Here is a 19,987-nt window from a genome sequence, read left to right as displayed (position 1 = left end):
GCGCTGGCAATCATTGAGTTAACGCTCAGCTAGCAAACGCTCACAGTGAGGTTGCCAGCCTCCGATCTTGAAAGCTGCGCCCGTTTCGTCCGCGGGCTTTGCCAATGATGAGCATCGACAAACGGGCGTGGGCGATCATCCGTTCAGGCCAGTTGATAATCCGAGTTTCTTCAACAGAGTCAGCCGATCGTCGCGCACTGGTTATGTCTAGCGACCCGCAAATTTCTGGATCAGATGGGTTGGGCCGGACACGATTAGCAAATCACCAGGCCGGATCAGGGTGCTAGGGGTGGCATGCTGGAAGTCTTGATTGGTGCGCTTCAACCCAACGACTGTCACGCCAAATTTTTTACGTATATTACTGTCGGCCAGGGTGCTGTTCTGGCTAGGCAAGGGAGCGTGGATCTTGGCAATAGCAAAGCCGTCGTCGAACTCGATGAAATCGATCATCCGCCCGGTAATGAGCTGAGCAACCCGCTCGCCCATATCCTTCTCGGGATAAATGACGTGATGGGCACCAATCCGCTGAGCTATCTGTCCATGCTCGGTAGTCTGGGCCTTGACCCAGATATCTTGGACACCCAGTTCGGTCAATGCCACGATGGTCATCAGGCTAGCGGCCAGATCGGAGCCGATACCCACAATGGCATGGGCGAAGTCGGCAACGCCTAACTGGCGCAAGACCGCCAGGTTAGTGGAATTGGCCTGAACCGTATGAGTCAAGATATCGGCCCAGTTATGGACCGGTTCTGCGTCCTGATCGATGCCCATTACATCGTGACCGAGCCGCATCAGCGATTGAGCCACGGAGCCGCCGAAGCGACCGAGGCCGATCACCACAATACTATCGCCCCTGGAAAAGGCGAAATTCTCAGTAAACAACTTAGCCAACAATTGGATGCTCCTCTGGGTAGCGGTAGGGCATGCGATGCGCGCCCAAGGCCAATGACGCGGCGAGCGTGATAGTGCCAACTCGCCCTATATACATCATCAACGTCAGCATTAGTTGGCCCGACTCGGGAAGTTCAGCGGTAATCCCGGTGGACAGGCCGACAGTACCAAACGCCGAGATGACTTCGAAAATGATCTGGTCGGTGGGGAAATCTGTTACACGCAAGAGAAAGAGCGTCCCCAACACAATCATAGCGCTGCCCAGCACGAGCACCGTGATGGCTTGACGCTGGGCCGGGGCTCCCACTCGCCGACCAAATGCCTGGCTGTCACTGCAACCACGAATTTCGGCGACGATCAGCAAGGCCAGAATGGCGACAGTACCTACTTTGACGCCACCTGCTGTTCCCGCGCTGCCACCCCCGACGAACATCAGGAAGTAGTGCACTGCCCAGCTTTCATGGGTCAATGCGCCAATATCGATGGAGTTGAACCCTGCGGTACGCGCTGAAACGGAAGCGAATGCCGCCGAAAGTATTTTGTCAGCCACGGGCATGGGGCCGAGAGTGGCCGGGTTAGTCCACTCGAACAACATCAATATAAAAAAACCGCATAGCAGAAGGATTGCCGTACCAACCAGGGTGAGTTTGGTATGCAGCGACCAGTGACGGGGATCCTTAAACCTGCTGCGCAAGTCATAAAGCACGGGGAAGCCTATGCCACCGATAATGATCGCTGCCATAAGCGGCACCAAAATCGAAGTATCCGAGGCGTAACGCATCAGACTGTCGGAATGTATGGAGAAACCCGCGTTATTGAACGCCGATACCGCATGGAACAAACCGCTCCACGCCGCGTCCCCCCATGACAGATCATAGGCCAGGTGTAATCTGAGTGTGAGACACATGGTCAGGGTGAGTTCCAAGGCGAGCGTCACCATCAGCACCAACTTGGCCACGCTTGCGATGTCGCCCAACCCCAAAGAGCGTGACTCGAACTGTGCGACCATTTTGGTACGCAGCCGAAAACCACGATTGACCATCAAACCGAGCAGCGTCGCCACCGTCATAAGGCCAAAGCCGCCGAGCTGGAACAGTAGCAGAATTACCGACTGGCCGAAGATCGACCAGTACGTACCGGTATCCACGACTACCAGCCCAGTGACGCAGACGGCCGATACCGCAGTGAATAAGGCAGTTACCCAAGAGGCACTGATACCCTCGGCGTGAGATATCGGTAGCATTAGAATCGCGGTGCCGGCCAGTATCGCTGCTAGGAAAACCAGGGCGACAGACCTGGCGGGATGAAGCAGTAATTTCATTGGGCATCAAGGCTCGTATTGTAAGACGGAAATTTACAGCACTCGAGAAACATGCCAGTAGGTTTTCGAGCCCTAGCAACGGGATGTCTTCCATGCTGCCGTAACCGAATAGATAAGGGAGCCAAGATTGCTTTTCCTATCTCGCCATAATTTTGAAGCATGACACAGGCCGATGAGACCATCACCGCAAAACCTTTTGCGAGCTTGTCGAAGCGCTCAAGGATCTCGCGCTGTCGGTATTTGGGTCTATCAGCCAGCCTGGGTGTTGGCGCTGGTTGAAAACTGACCCATACAGGATCTGGTTAAACCGGACGAAGTGGTTATTTTCGTGAACTATAAATAGCGGCTAATCGAGAAGCAGGGACCCCTATGCAATAAGCTGTCGCGAGCAACCGATTACGAAATGAACGACGCCACCAGCCATCGCGCTGCCAACGCCTGGCATCAACCCCCACACCACGACTCAGCTCTACGAATCGACCTTGGTCGCGGACGCGCTTCACAAGTTTGACTTCTTCAAATAACGGTGACGCATCATGCTGGCCGGACGACAGATAGATATCGCGCTGAAAAAATAATCCCTGGTCGCCGTAAGGAATCCCAAAACGGGTACGCACATTGATCAGTTTTTCTAAAAACCTGCTTTGCCAGCAACTGGCATTGAAAAATCTGAATGCGAAATAGCCTCCCGATGCACCAGAGTTGATTGCATCACGGATAGCAGGCAGGCAATTACACGTCAGATGGGCGTCAGCATGCAAAAACCAGAGAATCGAATGAACTGCGTGGCTTGCCCCCAAGCGAAGCTGCTCACCTCGGCAGGGTGATGCAGGTACCCAAAGCGAACCATGGCGCTGACAAATGTCTAGACAGCTCGCGCTTTGGGCCGCATCAACCACGATCAGCTGTAGTGAATCACGCTCATTTTTTGCCATTAGATTTAAATGACTGAGCAGCTTTTCAAGCGCAGCTTCGTCATTCCAGCAAGGCACGATAACGCTGACAGAGCCTTTATTTTGCATCTGATGCTTCCAGTAGATCTGACACCGCGTTTTTCAGTTTTAATCTCGCAGGACGTGCATCGTCAGCCAATGCCTCTAGCAAGGGTTTTAGGTCGTCGTGGAGGTCGACGTCGAATAACTCACCCGCCAGTGAAACCGAGTGGCCCGAACTCCGACAACATTCGACAAGCGCTTGACCGAGATGCTGAGTGCTCCAAGGCAATGCGCTCAAGGGCGGCCAAGGCTTACGGGAAGCCATAAGAACAACGCCCCCATCTTGCGCCATCATGAGCACTGTATCTGAGTGCTGAAGTTGCTCGTTCACACGTTGATAGTCGTCAGGGCCTAACAATGGACAGTCGCTTCCTATGTAAACCAGGTACTGGTGACCCAAGTTACGGAGTTGCATATCCAATGCATTCAAGCGCTCACCGAGGTTTCCCTCATTCTGTGGAATGCAGACTGCGTTCTCGCACAGAGCCTGCCCCCATTGCTGGTGTTGTGCTTGATCAGGAGCCAAAGCTCTAGGGCCCGAGAAGACTAAAAGATCTTCTATTGCGCAATCGAGAAGCAACTGAGCGATAACCAGGGCGCGTTCCTTACCAACGCCCTCTGCCAGCCGCTGTTTTGAGTGGCCCAACGCAGGTCGCTTACAAAGCAGTACCAGGCATGGATCATGATTGTTCAGCGAGTTCATCTGCTTGATCCCAATATTCGTCCGGTATCACGCATCGCCTGAGCTGATGGTGTTGGTAGATATCTCTGACCAGCACGGGTGATGCTCACGATCTGCTACCAGCGCAGCCAGCGTCGACCGAGTAATGCGCCTAATACGGTCGGCACCAGCATGCCCAACAAGTACCACACGCCCCAAAATGGTATCTGCATCTCGGGGCAGCGAAAGGAGTAAGCAATCGTTGCCATTGAGCCTGCTAGCAATCCACCGCAAGCACCTGACAGCGTCAGGTTGGTGGGTGCGAGACCGTTTAGCGCCCAAAACACAGCGACAAACCCCGGAATTGACAGCATGGTGATATTGAGCACGCATACTTTCCAGGTCTCCCCGAGGATGATCGCCACGCGGTCGTCAGGCGGGGCCGCCAAGAGGACATAGATAGAGGCGACCCACACCGAAGCGACTGCGGCAACGATCAGAACTTTACCGGGGCCCGAGGCTATTCCGGGTCTAGCCAACCTCATTACCATGCTCAGCGCACCGATCATCAAGCAGAGCGGAAAGGCGATCTTCGCCCAAAAAATCGGTGTGGCCATGGCTTGGCCCAAGTCTGGCCGAACGCCCATTATTGCTATTACCAGCAAAGTTGCGCCGAAGAGGCCGGCCAGCACCGCGCCGCTGAATCGCTTAGCGAGCGTCCTGCGGTCAATCGGGGTCACGCCCAACGCAAGCAGGGAAATAAAATCATCAGTATTCATCGTGTACCTCTAACTCTTAATGCCAGTGCTTTAAGCCCACGGTGTATGCCTATTTTCACCGCAGACTCAGACAAGCCCGTCATTTGAGCGGTTTCAGTAACAGACAGCCCTTCTATTTTTACGTGCACGATAGGTAGACGCTGACGCTCAGGTAGCTGCTCAAGCAACCGGCCTAAGTCGCGACTGGCCTGCGCAGGTTCAAGATGTGGCTCGGCAAATAGCTCTGCCGCATCGTCGAGGGAATCGTTAAACACGTCGTGACGTGACCTTCCTCGGAGAAAATCGATGAGCTTGTAACGCGCAATGGCAAAAACCCACGCCGTCAGCGGTTGGTCTATCCGATAGGTCTGGCGCGCATTATGAACGGCCAGCAAAACCTCTTGCAGCAAATCCTCGACTTCACCAGGTCGCTGCTGAAGTCTCGAGCGTAAAAAACCACGAAGGTGACCACTTAACTCCGATAAAAACGTTCGATAAGAGCGCTCATCTCCGTCCAGACCTGCGACAAATAGAGCCTGAAGGTGGAGCTCTCGACTGCGCAATACGTCGTTATGTGTAGTTCGTTCCATCGTTCGCTCTGGTTACACGAAAGGTAAAAAAATCTCGCTCCTGCATGAAGCCAGCCTCAGTGACGGGCAACGGATTTTACATGCGGTTATCGGCATAAGGTAACTAGCGAATCAGTTTTACAGGTTTGAGAAATATTTTACGGTCGCTGTAACCGAATGGGAAAAACCATCGAACTACCTTTTGGATCGCAAGCACAGCGCTCAAACGCTGATGCGACGACCAACCTCTTTCCTTTGGAGATACAACCATGAACAATCTCAAACTTGCCGCCTTCGCTGTTGCCTTCTCTACATTCGCAGCAGGTGCTATGGCTGCAGAGACTCCTGCTGCCGCAGGCGCTATGGAGAAATGTTACGGCGTCGCGATGGCCGGCCATAACGATTGCAAGGCGGGCGCAGGTACTACGTGTGCTGGCACCGCAAAAGTAGACTACCAGGCTAATGCCTGGAAAAACGTCCCTGCAGGTACTTGTACCTCCATCAAGACGCCAAAAGGCATGGGCTCGCTCGAATCTAAGTAATCGTGATAGCACGGGGGCACGCCAACCATGAAAACTGAACGCCAGATGGGGGCCGGACTCGGCCTGAAATCGAATCATTACCCAGATGCACTCGACTGCAGGGCAGAGGGTCTCTGGTTCGAAGTCCATCCGGAAAACTACATGGTAGGTGGTGGCCCTCGTCTCGCATGGCTGGAGGCAATCGGGAGTCAACACCCGCTGTCGCTGCACGGCGTTTCACTTTCGCTTGCTGCCGACTGTCCGCCGGACGAAAACCATTTGAAGCGCCTTAAAGCGCTGGCAGATCACGTTCAACCTGCATTGATTTCCGAACACCTGGCCTGGTCAGCATGGCGTGGTCAGTATCATCCTGACCTTCTGCCATTCCCTCGCACGGTCGAGGCATTGCAACGCATCGTAAGCAATATCCAACGGACACAAGACGCCTTGGGGCGTCATATCGCAATTGAAAACCCCACTCATTACCTAAACCTGGATGGTCATGAATTCAGCGAACTCGATTTTTTGACCGAGCTGAGCGTGAGAACTGGCTGCGGGTTGCTGCTGGATGTCAATAACGTGCATATCAGCGCGCATAACCTGGGCTTTGATGCCGCGACGTATCTGGATGCCTTCCCGGCCAAGGCGATTGTGGAAATCCATTTGGCGGGCCACGCAGTGGATCCAGGGGATACACGCCTGCTGATAGACACGCACGATGCTCCAATCGCAGATGACGTCTGGTCGCTGTATCAACGCGTTATCGAACGGATCGGCATGCGCCCGACGTTGATCGAGCGCGACGACCATATCCCAGGATTCGACGTCTTGCTGGCTGAAAGAGACAGGGCACAGACTCTGTTGAACATCGGTAAGCAGCGACCATCGGCAGTGACGATATGAACACATCACTGGAAAGCTTTCAGGATGCATTCGTCGATGCGCTATATGGGCGTGACTCGACTGAAATGACTGCTCTGATCGAACAGCCTGGTTTTTTGGTGTACCGCAATACTGTATTGAAAGGAGCCACGGACGCATTACTCGCGAACTTTCCCACCATAGAGCGTTTGGTCGGGACAGACTGGCTCAAGGCTGCCGCAGCGATCTATGCCCGGCAGTCTCCCCCGACGGATTCCCGGTTGCTGCACTACGGCACTGACTTTCCGGATTTTCTCGACGCCTTTGAGCATGCGCGAGAAATGTCTTATCTGGGTGACGTCGCGCGCCTGGATCTACTCTGGACAGAAGTCCATTGCGCTAAAGATGAACCCGACATTAATCCGAGCGCGTTAGCGAGCCTGTCTCAAAAGGAGTTGTCCCGTAGCCAGCTCATATTGAGAGCAGCGTCCCGTTGGGCCTGGTTCCCAGACCACCCGGCCTACACCATCTGGCGCTTCAATCGCGAACAGCGCGATATGCCTGACGAACTCGACTGGCGCGGCGAAGGAGCGCTTCTGACGCGCAAGCAGGGCCGGGTTTGTTGGGCGGCAGCCAGTGCTGCCGATTGCACGTTTCTGGACGCCTGCGCGGCGCACTTGCCGCTAGAACTAGCCGCAGGAAAAGCGCTTGAGGTTCAGCCTGATTTAGATGTAGCTGACCTCATTGCCCGCTTGTTGAGTGCCGACGCGTTCGTCGCTGTAAACACCCATAGCGCTTCCTGAAGACTTAACACCGACTTAACCAACGGAGCACATCATGGACGCAACACGAAATACTTCGTCCACAGCCGATAAATCTTTGCGCGGCATGTGGAACCGCATTGCAGATCGACTTGGCCTGATGATTGGTGACTCGCTATTGGTGCTAATAGCTCGTCTATCCATCGCCGCCATGTTCTTTATGTCAGGACGCACCAAAGTCAGTGGATTTTTGACGATCACACCCAGTACCTATGAGTTGTTCCGCACCGAATACGCACTGCCACTGATCTCTCCCCAACTGGCCGCGCATCTCGCGACCTACAGTGAGCATTTGTTTCCACTGCTTCTTGTCCTGGGCCTGTTTTCACGACTATCTGCTTTTGCATTACTGGGTATGACTTTTGTAATTCAGGTGTTTGTCTATCCCGATGCCTGGCCAACACACCTTTCCTGGGCAGGCTTGCTATTACTCATCGTCGCCCGCGGTGGTGGTGCGATGTCGCTGGATCGACCACTGGGCATCAAATGATGCTTGCACCTTGTCCACGCACTGGCTGTCGGGGCGCGTGATGAATCAAAACCAATATTTTTTCTGACAGATAACAGGCTTCTAGCGTCGACGTTCAATACTGAAATACATAAATTTTCCTGGCTTACGGACTGAAAAACCCAATAGTCAGCAAGTGGGTAGAGTACCTATCGCCATGCACGCAATGTTACCGCTTCTGAATACCTTGAGCTTTCCGCCCCTCCGCCGAGGGCATCTGGAAGCCTTGCAGATCAACCTCACCTACCTTTGCAACCAGCGTTGCCTGCATTGCCATGTCAATGCAGGCCCGACTCGCACGGAATCCATGACGGATGAAAGTCTGGCGCTGTTGCATCAAGTTATTGACGCCCATCCAGTGAAGACCCTCGACCTGACAGGGGGCGCTCCTGAAATGCATCCCCGCTTCAAAGAAATCGTTGTCCATGCTCGGCGAGAAGGGTTGCGTGTCATTGACCGCTGTAACTTAACGATTCTCAGTGAGCCCGGGTATGAAGGCTTAGCGGAGTTCCTGGCAGAGCAAGGAGTTGAGGTGACTGCATCTCTGCCTTGCTACTCCCGTGAGAATGTCGACAAGCAACGAGGTGATGGGGTATTCGACGCCAGTATTGAAGGTCTCAAGAAGCTCAACAATCTCGGGTACGGTATTTCCGAAACCGGCTTAATCCTGAATCTTGTTTACAACCCTCAAGGCGCAAATTTGCCCCCGCCGCAGGCTCAGCTCGAGATTGATTACAAAGCTCACCTGGCTGAAGATTTTGGCATTCAGTTCAACCATCTCCTGACTATTACCAACCAACCCATTGCCCGATTTGGAAGCACACTCGTTAGCAAGGGGCAGTTCAATAATTACATGCAACTGCTCAGAGACAGCTATCGACCCGAGAATCTGGATGCCGTCATGTGCCGGAATTTGGTCAGCGTCGACTGGCAAGGTTACCTCTACGACTGCGACTTCAATCAAATGCTAGACCTGCCGATGCTCATGCCTAATCTGATTGGCCGTGACCGGCCTCATCTACGTGATTTGCTCGAATCTTCGAGCCTGGAAAATAACCTAATAAGCACCCGAGATCACTGCTTTGCGTGCACAGCTGGTCAGGGTTCGAGTTGTGATGGCGCATTGAAGGGTTAAGGAGAGGTCAATGGAGCCGAATAGCCTGTTGGGTGTGTTTTTCTGGGGGTTTTTACTGTTTTACGGCCTCATCATGTACGCATTGTCACCTCGTGCTGTAACCCTGGGGGGCTTCTTCCATGGCGAAGACTCCCAAGGTCGTAGCGCGGCTCCCTGGTTAGTGACATCGAGTATTTTTATCAGCTGGATTTTCGCCAAGTCGGTGACGAACGCTGCCAACTTGGGCGCAAGCTATGGATTGATTGGTGGCCTGGCTTATGCCACGTATTGGCTTTCGATCCCGCTGGCAGGTTTAGTCATATTCAGGCTGCGCCGACGTTTTGGAGCGACGGGACTGGTCAGTTTTCTGACCACCCATTACGGTCGATCTGCGGCACTGGCTTTCAGCGCGGCGATTCTGATCAGGCTCTTTAACGAGGTCTGGAGCAACACCGCAGTGGTTGGTGGCTATTACGGTGCGTCCGGCAGCACTGAGTTTATCGTATCCGCCTCGTTGTTCACCGTGGTGACGCTGGCTTACAGCCTGCGTGGTGGACTTCGCAGTTCAATCATGACCGACGCAGCCCAAGCAGGAGTTTTCTTGATTGCCCTTGTCTGGGTGCTTGGCTTGGTTTTACCGCAGCACAGCACCAAAGAGTTGATGAGTACCAGTCATTGGGCGATGAGCTCTGGTGTTGATTTATTACTGGTCGCAGGGCTCCAAATATTCAGTTATCCGTTTCATGATCCCGTCCTGACGGATCGTGGCTTCATCAGCGAAGAACGAACGATGCGTAGGTCTTTCTTCGTTGCCGGCCTGCTGGGTTTTGTTGCCATTCTTGCGTTCAGTTTGATTGGCGTACACACCACCCTAACCGGAATAGGTGTTTCCGATAACGTCCCAGCGGCACTGGCGAAATCCATGGGGGTAGTCGCTCTGATGGTGATGACCGTCGTAATGGTCTCCGCAGCAGGTTCCACTCTCGACTCCACTTTTTCGAGCCTGGCCAAGTTAGTGGGTCGAGAGCTGCCGCTGTTAGCCGGTCGTGACCTAGGCAAGAAGGCAATCGGCGTGGGAATGATTGCGATGGTGATGTTCGCCGTCTTGGGCAACATTCCTATGCTCACCGGAACCGACATTCTTAAAGCAACAACCCTGAGTGGCACGATGGTTATCGGTCTCGCGCCAGTGTTCGTTTTACATGGAGTGGTGACTCCGACTCGCTTGGGATTCCATCTGAGTTTCTGGTGCGGTATTGCTCTAGGCATCGCACTTACGTTGGGCTGGATACCTCAAAGCTGGGCTATCGGTGACGGGAAATATGCCCTGCTGTTGGGTACCAACCTTTACGGATTAGCGCTATGCATATTGAGCTATTTGATCCCAGGTTACCTAGCTAAGAGGTCGCGATATGAGTCGGTCCAGTAAACTCATGCGACCCGGCCGCGACTGCCCTCTGGACTACAGGTTGCCGACCACGGCATTCAACGGCCCAGCACAGTTTGGCTGCAAAACGCTTTACGTCGTGGGTGGCCTTTACGGAAACACTCATGCGTTAGAAGCACTGGAAATGTTACTAGCCGATGAGCCAGAGGCTCGTGCTGTATTCAACGGAGACTTGCACTGGTTTGATCGTGATCCAGACATTTTTTACAGGCTCGAGAATCGCGTTACCCCTCATGTTCTTCTTCGCGGTAACGTCGAAACTGAGTTAGTTCGCGCAGAAGACAGCGGTTCAGGATGCGGGTGTGCCTATCCGCAGGAGGTATCAGAACTCACGGTCGAGCGGTCTAACGCTATCCATGAATTACTGTGTGAGGCCTTCGCTACTCTTCCTTCATTGAGGGCTTCACTTGCATTGCGTCCTGCCCATGCGCTGGTCGAAGTCGCCGGGCGTACAGTCGCCATCAGCCATGGCGATGAGCGCTCGATTGCCGGCTGGCAGTGCTCACGCGAGGCATTAAGATTAGTTGATCGCCAAAAGGAATTGGCGGATTGGATGGCGGAACGAAAAATCGATGTCTTCGCCACCAGTCACACCGGCTCTCCCGCTGCCTTAAACTGGAGTTCTGGGGCGGTAATCAATAACGGTTCTGCCGGCATTCCTAACTTCAGCGGAGAACGCAAAGGACTTGTTACACGGATAGCTTCCACACCACATCCCCAGGCGCTTTATCGCGCCCAACTGCTCGGGCTCTATGTCGAAGCGATCTCGCTTGAATACGACCATGAGGCCTTTCTCCAAGACTTCGACCGGCAGTGGTCCTCACAGAGCCCGGCAGCGCTTTCTTATCGTGATCGTTTGCTCAACGGAACTGACGATCTTCCACTATCAGCATTGCTGGGCGGCTTTCAGGAATGTTCAGTTCCTGCGCTAAAGGATCCACTCCCATGAACGTTCGTAAACTCATACTTTTGGTAGTGATAGCTGCTCTGATCACTTCATTTTTTATTTTCGATCTAGGCCAGTATCTCGATCTGACACACCTCAAAACCCAGCAGGAAGCGTTCAGTGATCAAGTGGCTGCCAACCCTTGGCTTATTGGGGGGGCGTATTTCTTTATATACGTTTTGGTGACAGCTCTTTCGCTACCCGGTGCGGCTCTGATGACGCTGCTTGGTGGCGCATTATTTGGCTTATTCGGCGGTACGCTTCTGGCGTCTTTTGCATCTACGCTTGGGGCCACACTGGCCATGCTGATCAGTCGTTTTGTTCTGCGAGATTGGGTACAAGCCAAGTTCAGTAAGCGCCTGGTGGGAATAAACCAAGGGGTTGACCGTGAAGGCACATCTTTCTTGTTTGCCTTGCGATTGGTGCCCATCTTCCCCTTCGTACTGATCAACCTGGCTATGGGGTTGACCAAGTTGCCTGTACGCACATTCTGGTGGGTCAGTCAGTTGGGCATGCTACCCGGCACGCTGGTTTACGTGAATGCCGGTCGCGAACTGGGTCAACTCAACTCATTGGCTGGCATCCTCTCGCCAAGTCTGATCGGTTCGTTCCTACTGCTTGGATTGCTCCCGCTTTTATCTCGCAAGGTTCTGGATTGGTTCAAGGCTCGGAAGGTGTATTCAGGTTGGAAGAAACCCAAACGGTTTGATCGTAACGTGGTGGTTATTGGTGCGGGTTCCGGTGGCTTGGTCTCTGCTTACATAGCGGCAGCAGTGAAAGCAAATGTCACGTTGATCGAAAAGCACAAGATGGGGGGCGACTGCCTGAACACGGGGTGCGTTCCTTCTAAAGCACTCATCCGATCTGCCAAATTTGCCCACGAACTTAAAAAAGCCGAAAGCCTGGGCTTTAAGTCCGTGACCGGCGAGGTTGATTTCGCGGCAGTCATGCAACGTATTCAGCGCGTGGTGTCGGAAATCGAGCCACATGACTCCATCGACCGTTACACCGAGCTTGGCGTAGAAGTCATTGAGGGAGAAGCGAGGATCACCTCTCCCTGGACAGTCGAGGTCAATGGTAAAGCCCTAAGCACTCGATCCATCATTGTCGCCACTGGAGCCCGTCCATTAATACCCAAGATTGAAGGTATTGAGCTCATCGCTCCTCTTACCTCGGACAACATATGGGCATTGCGCGAACAACCAAAGCGATTACTTGTCCTGGGAGGTGGGCCCATCGGTTGTGAGTTGGCACAAGCATTCCAGCGTCTTGGAAGTGCTGTGACCCAAGTCGAGATGGTTGAGCGACTATTGATCCGTGAAGATGTCGATGCGAGTGACATCGTTATGACAAGCCTCAGGGCAGATGGTGTCGATATTAGGGTGCAGCATAAGGCTATACGTTTTGAGGTGCTTGAAGGCCAGCAGCAGCTGATTTGCCTAAATCTCACGGACAACAGCGAAGTGACAATACTTTTCGATCAAGTGCTTTTGGCCTTAGGCCGGGTCGCTAATGTAAAAGATTTCGGCGCTGAAGAGCTTGCTCTGGAGGTGCGCGGCAATGGCACTCTGAGTACCGACGAATACTTGGCAACGCGCTTCCCCAATATATTTGCTGTAGGGGATGTCACGGGGCCTTATCAGTTCACCCACACGTCAGCGCACCAAGCCTGGTATGCCGCAGTGAATGGACTGTTTAGGGGCTTTAAGCAATTTAAAGTTGACTACCGGGTGATTCCTTGGGCAACGTTCACTGACCCAGAAGTGGCACGTGTTGGTTTGAATGAGCAAGAAGCTAATTCCCAAGACATTGCCTACGAAGTCACCCGCTTTGGCATTGATGATCTAGATAGGGCTATCGCTGATGACGCAGCCTACGGTTACGTCAAAGTGCTGACTGAACCTGGCAAGGATCGGATCCTTGGCGTAACAATCGTAGGGCAGCATGCAGGTGATCTAATCACCGAATACGTGGCGGCCATGAAACACGGCTACGGCATGAACAAAATACTCGGCACGATCCATATCTATCCTACTTTGGCTGAAGCGAACAAATACGCTGCCGGAGAATGGAAGCGTGCTCATGCCCCCATCGGAGCACTGCGCTGGCTTTCAAAATTTCATCGATGGCGCCTCGGCGGCATCCAGCGTATTGAGTCTGGCTTCAATACGGACGAGAAACCGTCTTGATCGCGGAATTTGACCTCCTGCTTGCAGGAGCTGGCCATGCCCATTTGGGGGTGCTTCGCCAGTGGCTTTCTGCTCCTCGGCCTCACGGACGTATCGCTCTCATAAGCGATGGAGCATCGGCTTGGTACTCGGGAATGCTTCCGGGCTTGCTGGCGGGAAGGTATCGGCCAGATCAATGTCAAATACCTCTACCTGCACTCTGTGCTAGCGCAGGGATTGAACTGATACAAGGGGAAATAGCGGGCATTGATCCAGCCTCAAACTTTTTGAAGCTTGCTGATGGACGAGCTTATTCAGCCAAATGGTTATCTCTAAACGTTGGATCAACGCTAGCACCACTCCGCAGAGAAGCTTGCGATTTGGAGATAGTTTCCGTGAAGCCCTTCGTGGGACTCGTCCGTGCTTGGAACCTTTGGCAGCAAACTCCTGAACCTTTAGCAATTCTGGGTGGCGGTGCCGCAGGGGTTGAGCTCGCTCTTGCGCTTGCATCTCACGTTTCAGAATTAACACTAATCAGTTCCGGAAAGATCCTGGCCGGGCATCCGCCAGGGCTGAGGGCTCAGGCAATCCGGTGCCTCGTGAGTGCTAATGTTGAGCTAATCGAGGGTTCAGCAGTCGATACAGTCCATGGCGATACATTGCTATGTGGATCGCAGATCGTTTGGCGCGGCAAGCGAATTATTTTGGCCTCCGGAGCAGCACCACTGCCGTGGTTGAAAGAGGCAGTGCTTGCTTATGATAAACGCGGGTTTGTCGCGATTAGCCCAACGCTTCAAAGCGTATCCCATCAACGCATTTTTGCCGTCGGTGATTGTGCCAGCCTGCCTGATTGCCCGCGCAACGGTGTTTATGCGGTACGCCAGGGGCCGTTACTCGCGAAGAATTTAGCGGCGGCTTTAGAAAACCAACAGCTCAGCAATTTTGTGCCTCAACGCCACGCATTGGCACTGTTGGCAGATGGTAAGGGCGGGGCATTAATGAGTTGGGCGGGGATAACAGCGCAGGGGCGTTTATTTGGATGGTGGAAAGATCGACTTGATCAAAGCTTCATAAACAAGCTAACGACCATAGGATGACCGTCATTGCGCTAATAAAACAATTTATTCCACATACAAACATCGAGGTACTGTAATGAAAAATTTGACACTGCTATTACTAAGAGTTTCACTTGGCTGGCTACTGGTCATATGGGGAGCAGATAAGATTGTTAACGTAGGGCACAGCGTGGCGGTGGCCAACAAGTATTACTTTGGTTTAGGAACTGAAAGCATCCTGCAATTGGGTGGAGTAGTTCAAATACTCATTGGATTGCTGATCGTTGTTGGCTTTGCTCGTCGTTGGGTTTACCCCATACAGGTGCTATTCAACGGCGCATCGCTTCTAGTCGTTATAAAATCAGTCGTAGACCCATGGGGTTGGGTTTTCGAAGGATCCAATGCGTTGTTCTACCCATCACTGATCATCTTCGCAGGAAGTTTATTGCTGATTGCATTTCGTGACGCTGACCATTTCACCTTAGATAAAAAAATCAAACCACTTCAACCATAGCTTAATACGAGCACTTCCTACTTACGCTAGTTTTAAACGCTCAGCGGCACAGAGCGCGAGCAAAACGTCCCGCAGCTTAGATACTTCTAAAAGACTGAGTTGCAGTATGCCGACCCTCTATTTAAGAGTATTGCCTCAAGGTCAAAATCAAAAAAAAGCTCCTGTATGATTGACGGGGCAACCCATCATCCTGAATCCTTTGAAAAAGGGAAGTGGTGCCCATTCAGTGGGCACCACTGGAGCCTTAGCAGCAGACACCCTCGCTCACAAACATTTTTTCTGCTCTGTATCCTTCAAAGCGCAATTTTCCGATAAATCGCCAATAAAAATCTGAAGCCATACTTACCCCCACAGGTCACGCATATTGAGGCCTATAGCGGTAGCATCACGGCACTCCGCGTAAAAAAAAACCCAAAACACAGAAACAAAGAGACAGATGCTCTAATATGACCCCTGCCCTCTCAGCGTGGATTTGGCTCAATGGCCTCCAAAATTATTACCTCCCCTTTTTTTCGTGTGAATTTACGTCGCCTAATACTGTTGCTTGCTCTTCTCAGCGCGCTGACGTTCCAATTCAATACGTTTTATGCGAGCTACGGTGTCCAGCATCAACTGCTAATTGACAACACTCTTGAGAGCAATCGCGTTTACTCTAGAAAACTAGCCGACAGCATTGATGATTTTTTAAGATCGGCGCAACAACAGTTAGCCTACAGCGCTAAAGAGCTTACAAAAAACTTCAAAAATACAACTGTCTTGATGGTCGAAGCCAATCGGCTGCGCTTGCAGACGAATAGTTTCAACTCCGTCGTATTTGTCGATATGAATGGGAAGGTATTAGCCACCTCCCCTGACACCCTTAACATTCTTGGAAAAACAATTGAGTCCCCAGGAGCTAAAGAGGCCATACATGAAAAGCGACCACTGATTAGTTCACCCTATATTTCGGTAGCCGGCAACCTGCTGATTTTTATTTCGAGCCCTGTTATCGACGACAGAGGCCAATACCTAGGCTATATTGGCGGCAGCATCTATTTAAAGCAAAAAAATATTCTCAACAACTTACTTGGCGAGCACTACTATCGCGACGGCTCTTACCTGTATGTAGTCGACCATAACAGACAGCTATTACATCACCCACGTCCTGATCGGGTAGGCACGAAAGTTATTAAAAACCTAGCCGTCGATGCAATAACTCGTGGCGAAACGGGAAATATGCGCCTTCAAAATAGTAAGGGAATCGATATGCTGGCTGGTTACGCCATAGTATCGAGCACCGGTTGGGGGGTCGTCACACAGAGGCCAACACAAGCCACCCTGGCGCCACTGAATGGATTAATGATCAAGGTTCTACTTAACACGCTACCTCTAACATTTTTAATCCTATTATTAATATGGTGGTTCACTAAGAAAATCACTCGACCCTTACGGGAACTTGCTGATAGCGCCCAGCACATGGATCGACCCGCTGCCGCCGAGCGCATCCAAAAAATTCGTTCCTGGTACTTTGAATCCAATGAAATAAAGCGAGCGCTGCTATCCAGCTTCAAACGAGTACATTACAAAATTAATAAACTGCTTTTGGATGTCAACAGTGACCCGTTAACCGGCCTTCACAATCGACGCGGACTGGATATGGCCCTGGACATTATGCAATCAGAAAACGAAAATTTCGCCATCGTGTCTCTGGACATCGATCATTTCAAATCCGTCAATGACACTTACGGACACGATGCAGGAGACAAAGTTCTGTCTATTCTTGCAAAAACAATGAAAACGCTTTCACGCGATGATGATGTAGTCTGCCGAGTTGGCGGGGAGGAATTCCTAATATTGTTACCAAGCTTGAGTTCCAAATCAGCTGAAGAATTTTCTAAACGCCTTCGCAAAGAAGTCGAGCAAATGAAATTTGAGACAGTAGGTCACATTACTATCTCTCTAGGTGTGGCATGTTGGAACCGTGACACTGGAGACGTCAAAGGGGTACTTAAAATTGCGGATGAGATGCTTTACAAGGCAAAACATAACGGAAGAAACCGAGTGGAAACCGCAAAAAACCTGAATTAACAATGCTAGCTATACTGGGCTTACTCGTGTCGCGCGTCGCAAATAAGGTTCTCATGTAGCCTGCGTTTTCACCGGTCGCGATAGGAATGGCAGTCACCTGGTATCCGCTCCACGAACCCCACATTCCAAGCGGATAGTTGACTACATGATGCTGTACTCCCGATTTTCATCAGGAGCCCATCACCGTGATGCGTCCCAGCGTCAGCGTTGAAATTTACCCAAAGCCGGTAGTTTTTCGAAAGTCCATCTACGGCCTGGCCGCGTTGGTCGAACTAGACACCAAGGTCGCAGTATTTGATCCCGTTACTGGATCACTGGATGCTCGACAACCAGCAATTCGATGCTCTGTTTTTTCGCCCGGGTGAGCGCCGCGCGCACTTCTGTCTGTTTGGCGTCGGCCTCGGCTTTAGAACTGAATGGCCCGAGCAGAATCCGGGTCTTTCCATTTTCCTTGACGATATTGGAAACAAAACTGTGCTCAATCAGCCAGCCGCTCAAATCGCTGACCGCCTGAGGTGTTTCGCCTCGAACTTCGAGATCCCATTGTGGCGCGGATACCACCAAAGGTGCAGCCGCAGCTGCCGATTGCGGCTTTTGTGCCTCAACACTCTTGCCCTCACCGCATCCCGCCAGCGCCAGTACCGCGATTACCAAGACCATTTTGCGCACAACACGTCCCTCAGAATGCTTAAAGCGGCGATTTTAGCATCCATGAATACTTCCCGAATGCCGCAAAATGGCCTGAAAACAACGAGAATGATGGTTGCGGCCTCTGTATAGTTACGCCCTGGGAATTAATGCAGCATCTGCGCGTCAGAAAGAGGCACCCAAACCGTGAGACTTCGCACTAATCTATACATACCACCGACCTCTGCACTGTCCGAATCAGGTGCCCTACAAAGCAATCAAGGAGAAGACCATGCTGATACTCACCCGCAAAGTCGGTGAAAGCATAAATATTGGTGATGACATTACGATCACCATTCTGGGCGTTAGCGGCCAGCAAGTCAGAATTGGCATCAATGCCCCGAAAGACGTTGCGGTTCATCGCGAAGAAATCTATCAGCGCATTCAGGCTGGCCTCACCGCTCCAGACAAACCGCAGACACCCTGAAGCCTGTTGCAGTCAGTAGCCAGCCCGTTCGTTACAACGCAATGGCTGGCTAAAGATTCATGCTCGGCATTTTGCTGAGCACTCGCCTCCTCCCCCATGACGTGAAGCCAATGCTACCGGCTTCGGCTATGCCGTGGCTGTCAGATTATTCGCTTTAACCCCGACGAATCACGCCGTTATTAGCCAAAGGTCACACCGCGCGCCATGCCGGTGGCCGCGATCACCATCAACATCAACAACAGCGCTTCGATATGGCTGATGCGTGCAAACAGCCTGGCTCGACCCTGGTCAATCGAAGCACCCCTGCCCAAGGCGATCCGCCACTTGATCAAGGTGATCATAGGTGCCACTTCAAGCAGCAGAATGATCACGAACAGCGTCATCTTCAGATGGAACAACGGCTGATGAAGGTAATAGTCGGTGCCTTTTTCGTACCCACCGAAGGCCCGCATCAAACCTGTGATCAGTAAAATACCCGCACAGATGCCCCATACGTTATCGGCAACCAGCACGCTGCGAACCTGCCCCTTACCGACGACCAGACGGCTTAACCCCGTCCCTCGGGTGAACACCGCCCAGAGGCCCAAGGCAACAGCCAAGAGGTGGGTCGCCGCAAGAAACCAGTGAGACAACATAGGGATACTCCTGACAGGGATAAGGAAATGGGCTTGTCAGTAGTAGTCCAGAACCTGGAAATCTGCCTGCCAGGCACGTCGCTCATGCAGTTACATAGCGGGTGGTATGGCGTCACGAGTGAGGATGAGGTGAAGTATCGTTGAGTTGTTCTTTTCGGCGCGGGGGCTGAAAGATGATTTTGCTCATTGGTCGATTTGAGTAACAGGCCGTGACATGACTGGCGAACAGCCAGCTATCTCCCTATCATGCCGCCCACTGACCCTTGCGCAAGGAGTCAGAGGACAATCATTAAAAAGGGAATAGACGTGAAAGAGTTCGTAATTGGTGTAAACAACGTAGTTCTGTACGTCGCACTGGCCGTTATCTGGATCGCCGCAGTGGTCATGATCTTCGTTCAGGGCTTCTGGTCCGGGGCAGGCGTTTTCGTTACCGGCACTCTGACGTGGTGCATCATCTCCGGCTTCTGGTTTGTACAGTCGGCGACTTATGAAGAACTGAAGAAGTTGAACGCCAGATAAGATTTGTTCTAGTTGGTGGGACCTACCACGCAGGTCCGACGTTGTTGAGATGAACCTCGCCAGTCGTGATTCATGCTCGTTCATGCAACATTTGTAACGAGGGGGCAACCCCCTCGTTACAGTGCCTGGCGACGGCCCAGGCTTGTGGTTATCCAGTACGGGATTGACCGCTAACTCACCCATCATGATCACCTGTTGCAGCAGCATCGTCTTTCGCTGCGGGCCTTTCATTTGGGCGGCGATATCACTGGCCATAACGCTGGTCGACGCCAACGATTCACAGTCAAGGACGAGCAACGCTTGGTCATCCACCGCGAAATCGATGATGGAAATGGTGTTGGGTTTTCGGGGCGGTATCGACGGCAGAATGGCCGCTCACCAAGGCCGAGATTCAGTCACTTGATGCGTATTTCGGCCCATCGTGACCGCCCGTTTCGGTACATCGTGACCGACCATTTCGCTAACGCGTGACCGCTCATTTCGCTAACAACGTGACCGATTT

21 protein-coding genes and 1 pseudogene are annotated in these 19,987 nt (G+C 52.3%); 13 read left to right on the top strand and 9 right to left on the bottom strand.

Annotated features, from left to right (window positions below; all coding sequences use genetic code 11):
* Positions 1 to 207 precede the first annotated feature (207 nt).
* The 6 genes from ACXPVS_RS26325 to ACXPVS_RS26300 all read right to left on the bottom strand — a co-directional run bounded on the left by ACXPVS_RS26325 (position 208) and on the right by ACXPVS_RS26300 (position 5,216).
* On the bottom strand, positions 208 to 894 hold the full coding sequence (locus tag ACXPVS_RS26325) for a potassium channel family protein (protein ID WP_458512508.1): 687 nt from the start codon (positions 892 to 894) through the stop codon (positions 208 to 210).
* A complete protein-coding gene (locus ACXPVS_RS26320) occupies positions 884 to 2,212 on the bottom strand; it encodes a TrkH family potassium uptake protein (protein WP_458512507.1) in 1,329 nt (442 codons plus the stop codon). Before ACXPVS_RS26320 ends, ACXPVS_RS26325 begins: the two co-directional genes overlap by 11 nt.
* Positions 2,213 to 2,532: 320 nt before the next feature.
* Positions 2,533 to 3,234 (bottom strand): glycosyltransferase, encoded by a 702-nt coding sequence (locus ACXPVS_RS26315; RefSeq protein WP_458512506.1) that lies wholly within the window; start codon positions 3,232 to 3,234, stop codon positions 2,533 to 2,535.
* Positions 3,224 to 3,910, bottom strand: a complete 687-nt coding sequence (locus ACXPVS_RS26310; RefSeq protein WP_458512505.1) for a TIGR04282 family arsenosugar biosynthesis glycosyltransferase — start codon at positions 3,908 to 3,910, stop codon at positions 3,224 to 3,226. The genes ACXPVS_RS26315 and ACXPVS_RS26310 overlap by 11 nt, the downstream gene beginning before the upstream one ends.
* 95 nt (positions 3,911 to 4,005) lie before the next feature.
* The gene (locus tag ACXPVS_RS26305; protein WP_458512504.1) at positions 4,006 to 4,647 is read right to left on the bottom strand and encodes a DUF1109 domain-containing protein; all 642 of its coding nucleotides are present in this window, start codon (positions 4,645 to 4,647) and stop codon (positions 4,006 to 4,008) included.
* Positions 4,644 to 5,216, bottom strand: coding sequence for a sigma-70 family RNA polymerase sigma factor (locus tag ACXPVS_RS26300; RefSeq protein ID WP_458512503.1), 573 nt, complete (start codon positions 5,214 to 5,216; stop codon positions 4,644 to 4,646). Before ACXPVS_RS26300 ends, ACXPVS_RS26305 begins: the two co-directional genes overlap by 4 nt.
* Positions 5,217 to 5,464: 248 nt before the next feature.
* Here ACXPVS_RS26300 and ACXPVS_RS26295 point away from each other — a divergent pair, with 248 nt between their 5' ends.
* The 11 genes from ACXPVS_RS26295 to ACXPVS_RS26245 all read left to right on the top strand — a co-directional run bounded on the left by ACXPVS_RS26295 (position 5,465) and on the right by ACXPVS_RS26245 (position 17,217).
* Positions 5,465 to 5,737 (top strand): BufA1 family periplasmic bufferin-type metallophore, encoded by a 273-nt coding sequence (locus tag ACXPVS_RS26295; RefSeq protein ID WP_401136922.1) that lies wholly within the window; start codon positions 5,465 to 5,467, stop codon positions 5,735 to 5,737.
* Positions 5,738 to 5,764: 27 nt separating this feature from the next.
* Positions 5,765 to 6,619, top strand: a complete 855-nt coding sequence (bufB, locus tag ACXPVS_RS26290) for an MNIO family bufferin maturase (protein ID WP_458512502.1) — start codon at positions 5,765 to 5,767, stop codon at positions 6,617 to 6,619.
* Positions 6,616 to 7,380, top strand: coding sequence for an HvfC/BufC family peptide modification chaperone (locus ACXPVS_RS26285; protein ID WP_458512501.1), 765 nt, complete (start codon positions 6,616 to 6,618; stop codon positions 7,378 to 7,380). The genes bufB and ACXPVS_RS26285 overlap by 4 nt, the downstream gene beginning before the upstream one ends.
* Before the next feature lie 34 nt (positions 7,381 to 7,414).
* Positions 7,415 to 7,888 (top strand): DoxX family protein, encoded by a 474-nt coding sequence (locus ACXPVS_RS26280; protein ID WP_458512500.1) that lies wholly within the window; start codon positions 7,415 to 7,417, stop codon positions 7,886 to 7,888.
* Between the two features lie 175 nt (positions 7,889 to 8,063).
* Positions 8,064 to 9,041 (top strand): arsenosugar biosynthesis radical SAM (seleno)protein ArsS, encoded by a 978-nt coding sequence (gene arsS / locus ACXPVS_RS26275; protein ID WP_458512499.1) that lies wholly within the window; start codon positions 8,064 to 8,066, stop codon positions 9,039 to 9,041.
* Positions 9,042 to 9,051: 10 nt separating this feature from the next.
* Positions 9,052 to 10,449: a sodium:solute symporter family transporter gene (locus ACXPVS_RS26270; protein WP_458512498.1), complete on the top strand. Its 1,398-nt coding sequence runs from the start codon at positions 9,052 to 9,054 to the stop codon at positions 10,447 to 10,449.
* 40 nt (positions 10,450 to 10,489) lie between these two features.
* Complete coding sequence (locus ACXPVS_RS26265) at positions 10,490 to 11,416, top strand: hypothetical protein (protein WP_458512497.1); 927 nt, start codon at positions 10,490 to 10,492, stop codon at positions 11,414 to 11,416.
* On the top strand, positions 11,413 to 13,602 hold the full coding sequence (locus ACXPVS_RS26260; RefSeq protein WP_458512496.1) for an FAD-dependent oxidoreductase: 2,190 nt from the start codon (positions 11,413 to 11,415) through the stop codon (positions 13,600 to 13,602). The genes ACXPVS_RS26265 and ACXPVS_RS26260 overlap by 4 nt, the downstream gene beginning before the upstream one ends.
* Positions 13,599 to 14,678, top strand: a complete 1,080-nt coding sequence (locus ACXPVS_RS26255) for an FAD-dependent oxidoreductase (RefSeq protein WP_458512495.1) — start codon at positions 13,599 to 13,601, stop codon at positions 14,676 to 14,678. The genes ACXPVS_RS26260 and ACXPVS_RS26255 overlap by 4 nt, the downstream gene beginning before the upstream one ends.
* Before the next feature lie 55 nt (positions 14,679 to 14,733).
* Complete coding sequence (locus ACXPVS_RS26250; protein ID WP_458512494.1) at positions 14,734 to 15,150, top strand: DoxX family protein; 417 nt, start codon at positions 14,734 to 14,736, stop codon at positions 15,148 to 15,150.
* A 480-nt stretch (positions 15,151 to 15,630) separates the two neighbouring features.
* Positions 15,631 to 17,217: a sensor domain-containing diguanylate cyclase gene (locus tag ACXPVS_RS26245; RefSeq protein ID WP_458512493.1), complete on the top strand. Its 1,587-nt coding sequence runs from the start codon at positions 15,631 to 15,633 to the stop codon at positions 17,215 to 17,217.
* Between the two features lie 303 nt (positions 17,218 to 17,520).
* Here ACXPVS_RS26245 and ACXPVS_RS26240 read toward each other — a convergent pair whose 3' ends face one another.
* Positions 17,521 to 17,886, bottom strand: coding sequence for an SPOR domain-containing protein (locus ACXPVS_RS26240; RefSeq protein WP_458512492.1), 366 nt, complete (start codon positions 17,884 to 17,886; stop codon positions 17,521 to 17,523).
* Between the two features lie 250 nt (positions 17,887 to 18,136).
* Here ACXPVS_RS26240 and csrA point away from each other — a divergent pair, with 250 nt between their 5' ends.
* Entirely contained in the window at positions 18,137 to 18,331 is a 195-nt protein-coding gene (csrA, locus tag ACXPVS_RS26235; RefSeq protein ID WP_007938114.1) for a carbon storage regulator CsrA, read from the top strand.
* Positions 18,332 to 18,510: 179 nt separating this feature from the next.
* Here csrA and ACXPVS_RS26230 read toward each other — a convergent pair whose 3' ends face one another.
* Positions 18,511 to 18,966: a DUF2214 family protein gene (locus ACXPVS_RS26230; RefSeq protein ID WP_458512491.1), complete on the bottom strand. Its 456-nt coding sequence runs from the start codon at positions 18,964 to 18,966 to the stop codon at positions 18,511 to 18,513.
* Between the two features lie 306 nt (positions 18,967 to 19,272).
* On the opposite strand from ACXPVS_RS26230, the gene ACXPVS_RS26225 reads away from it, so the two are divergent.
* The gene (locus ACXPVS_RS26225) at positions 19,273 to 19,485 is read left to right on the top strand and encodes a hypothetical protein (protein ID WP_458512490.1); all 213 of its coding nucleotides are present in this window, start codon (positions 19,273 to 19,275) and stop codon (positions 19,483 to 19,485) included.
* Positions 19,486 to 19,644: 159 nt separating this feature from the next.
* Here ACXPVS_RS26225 and ACXPVS_RS26220 read toward each other — a convergent pair.
* Positions 19,645 to 19,797: pseudogene (locus tag ACXPVS_RS26220) on the bottom strand (DUF6124 family protein); the annotation flags it as partial.
* Positions 19,798 to 19,987: the final 190 nt, after the last annotated feature.

This window comes from Pseudomonas sp. Ma2-10 (genome assembly GCF_054330215.1).
This window is presented reverse-complemented; position numbering and strand designations above follow the sequence as displayed.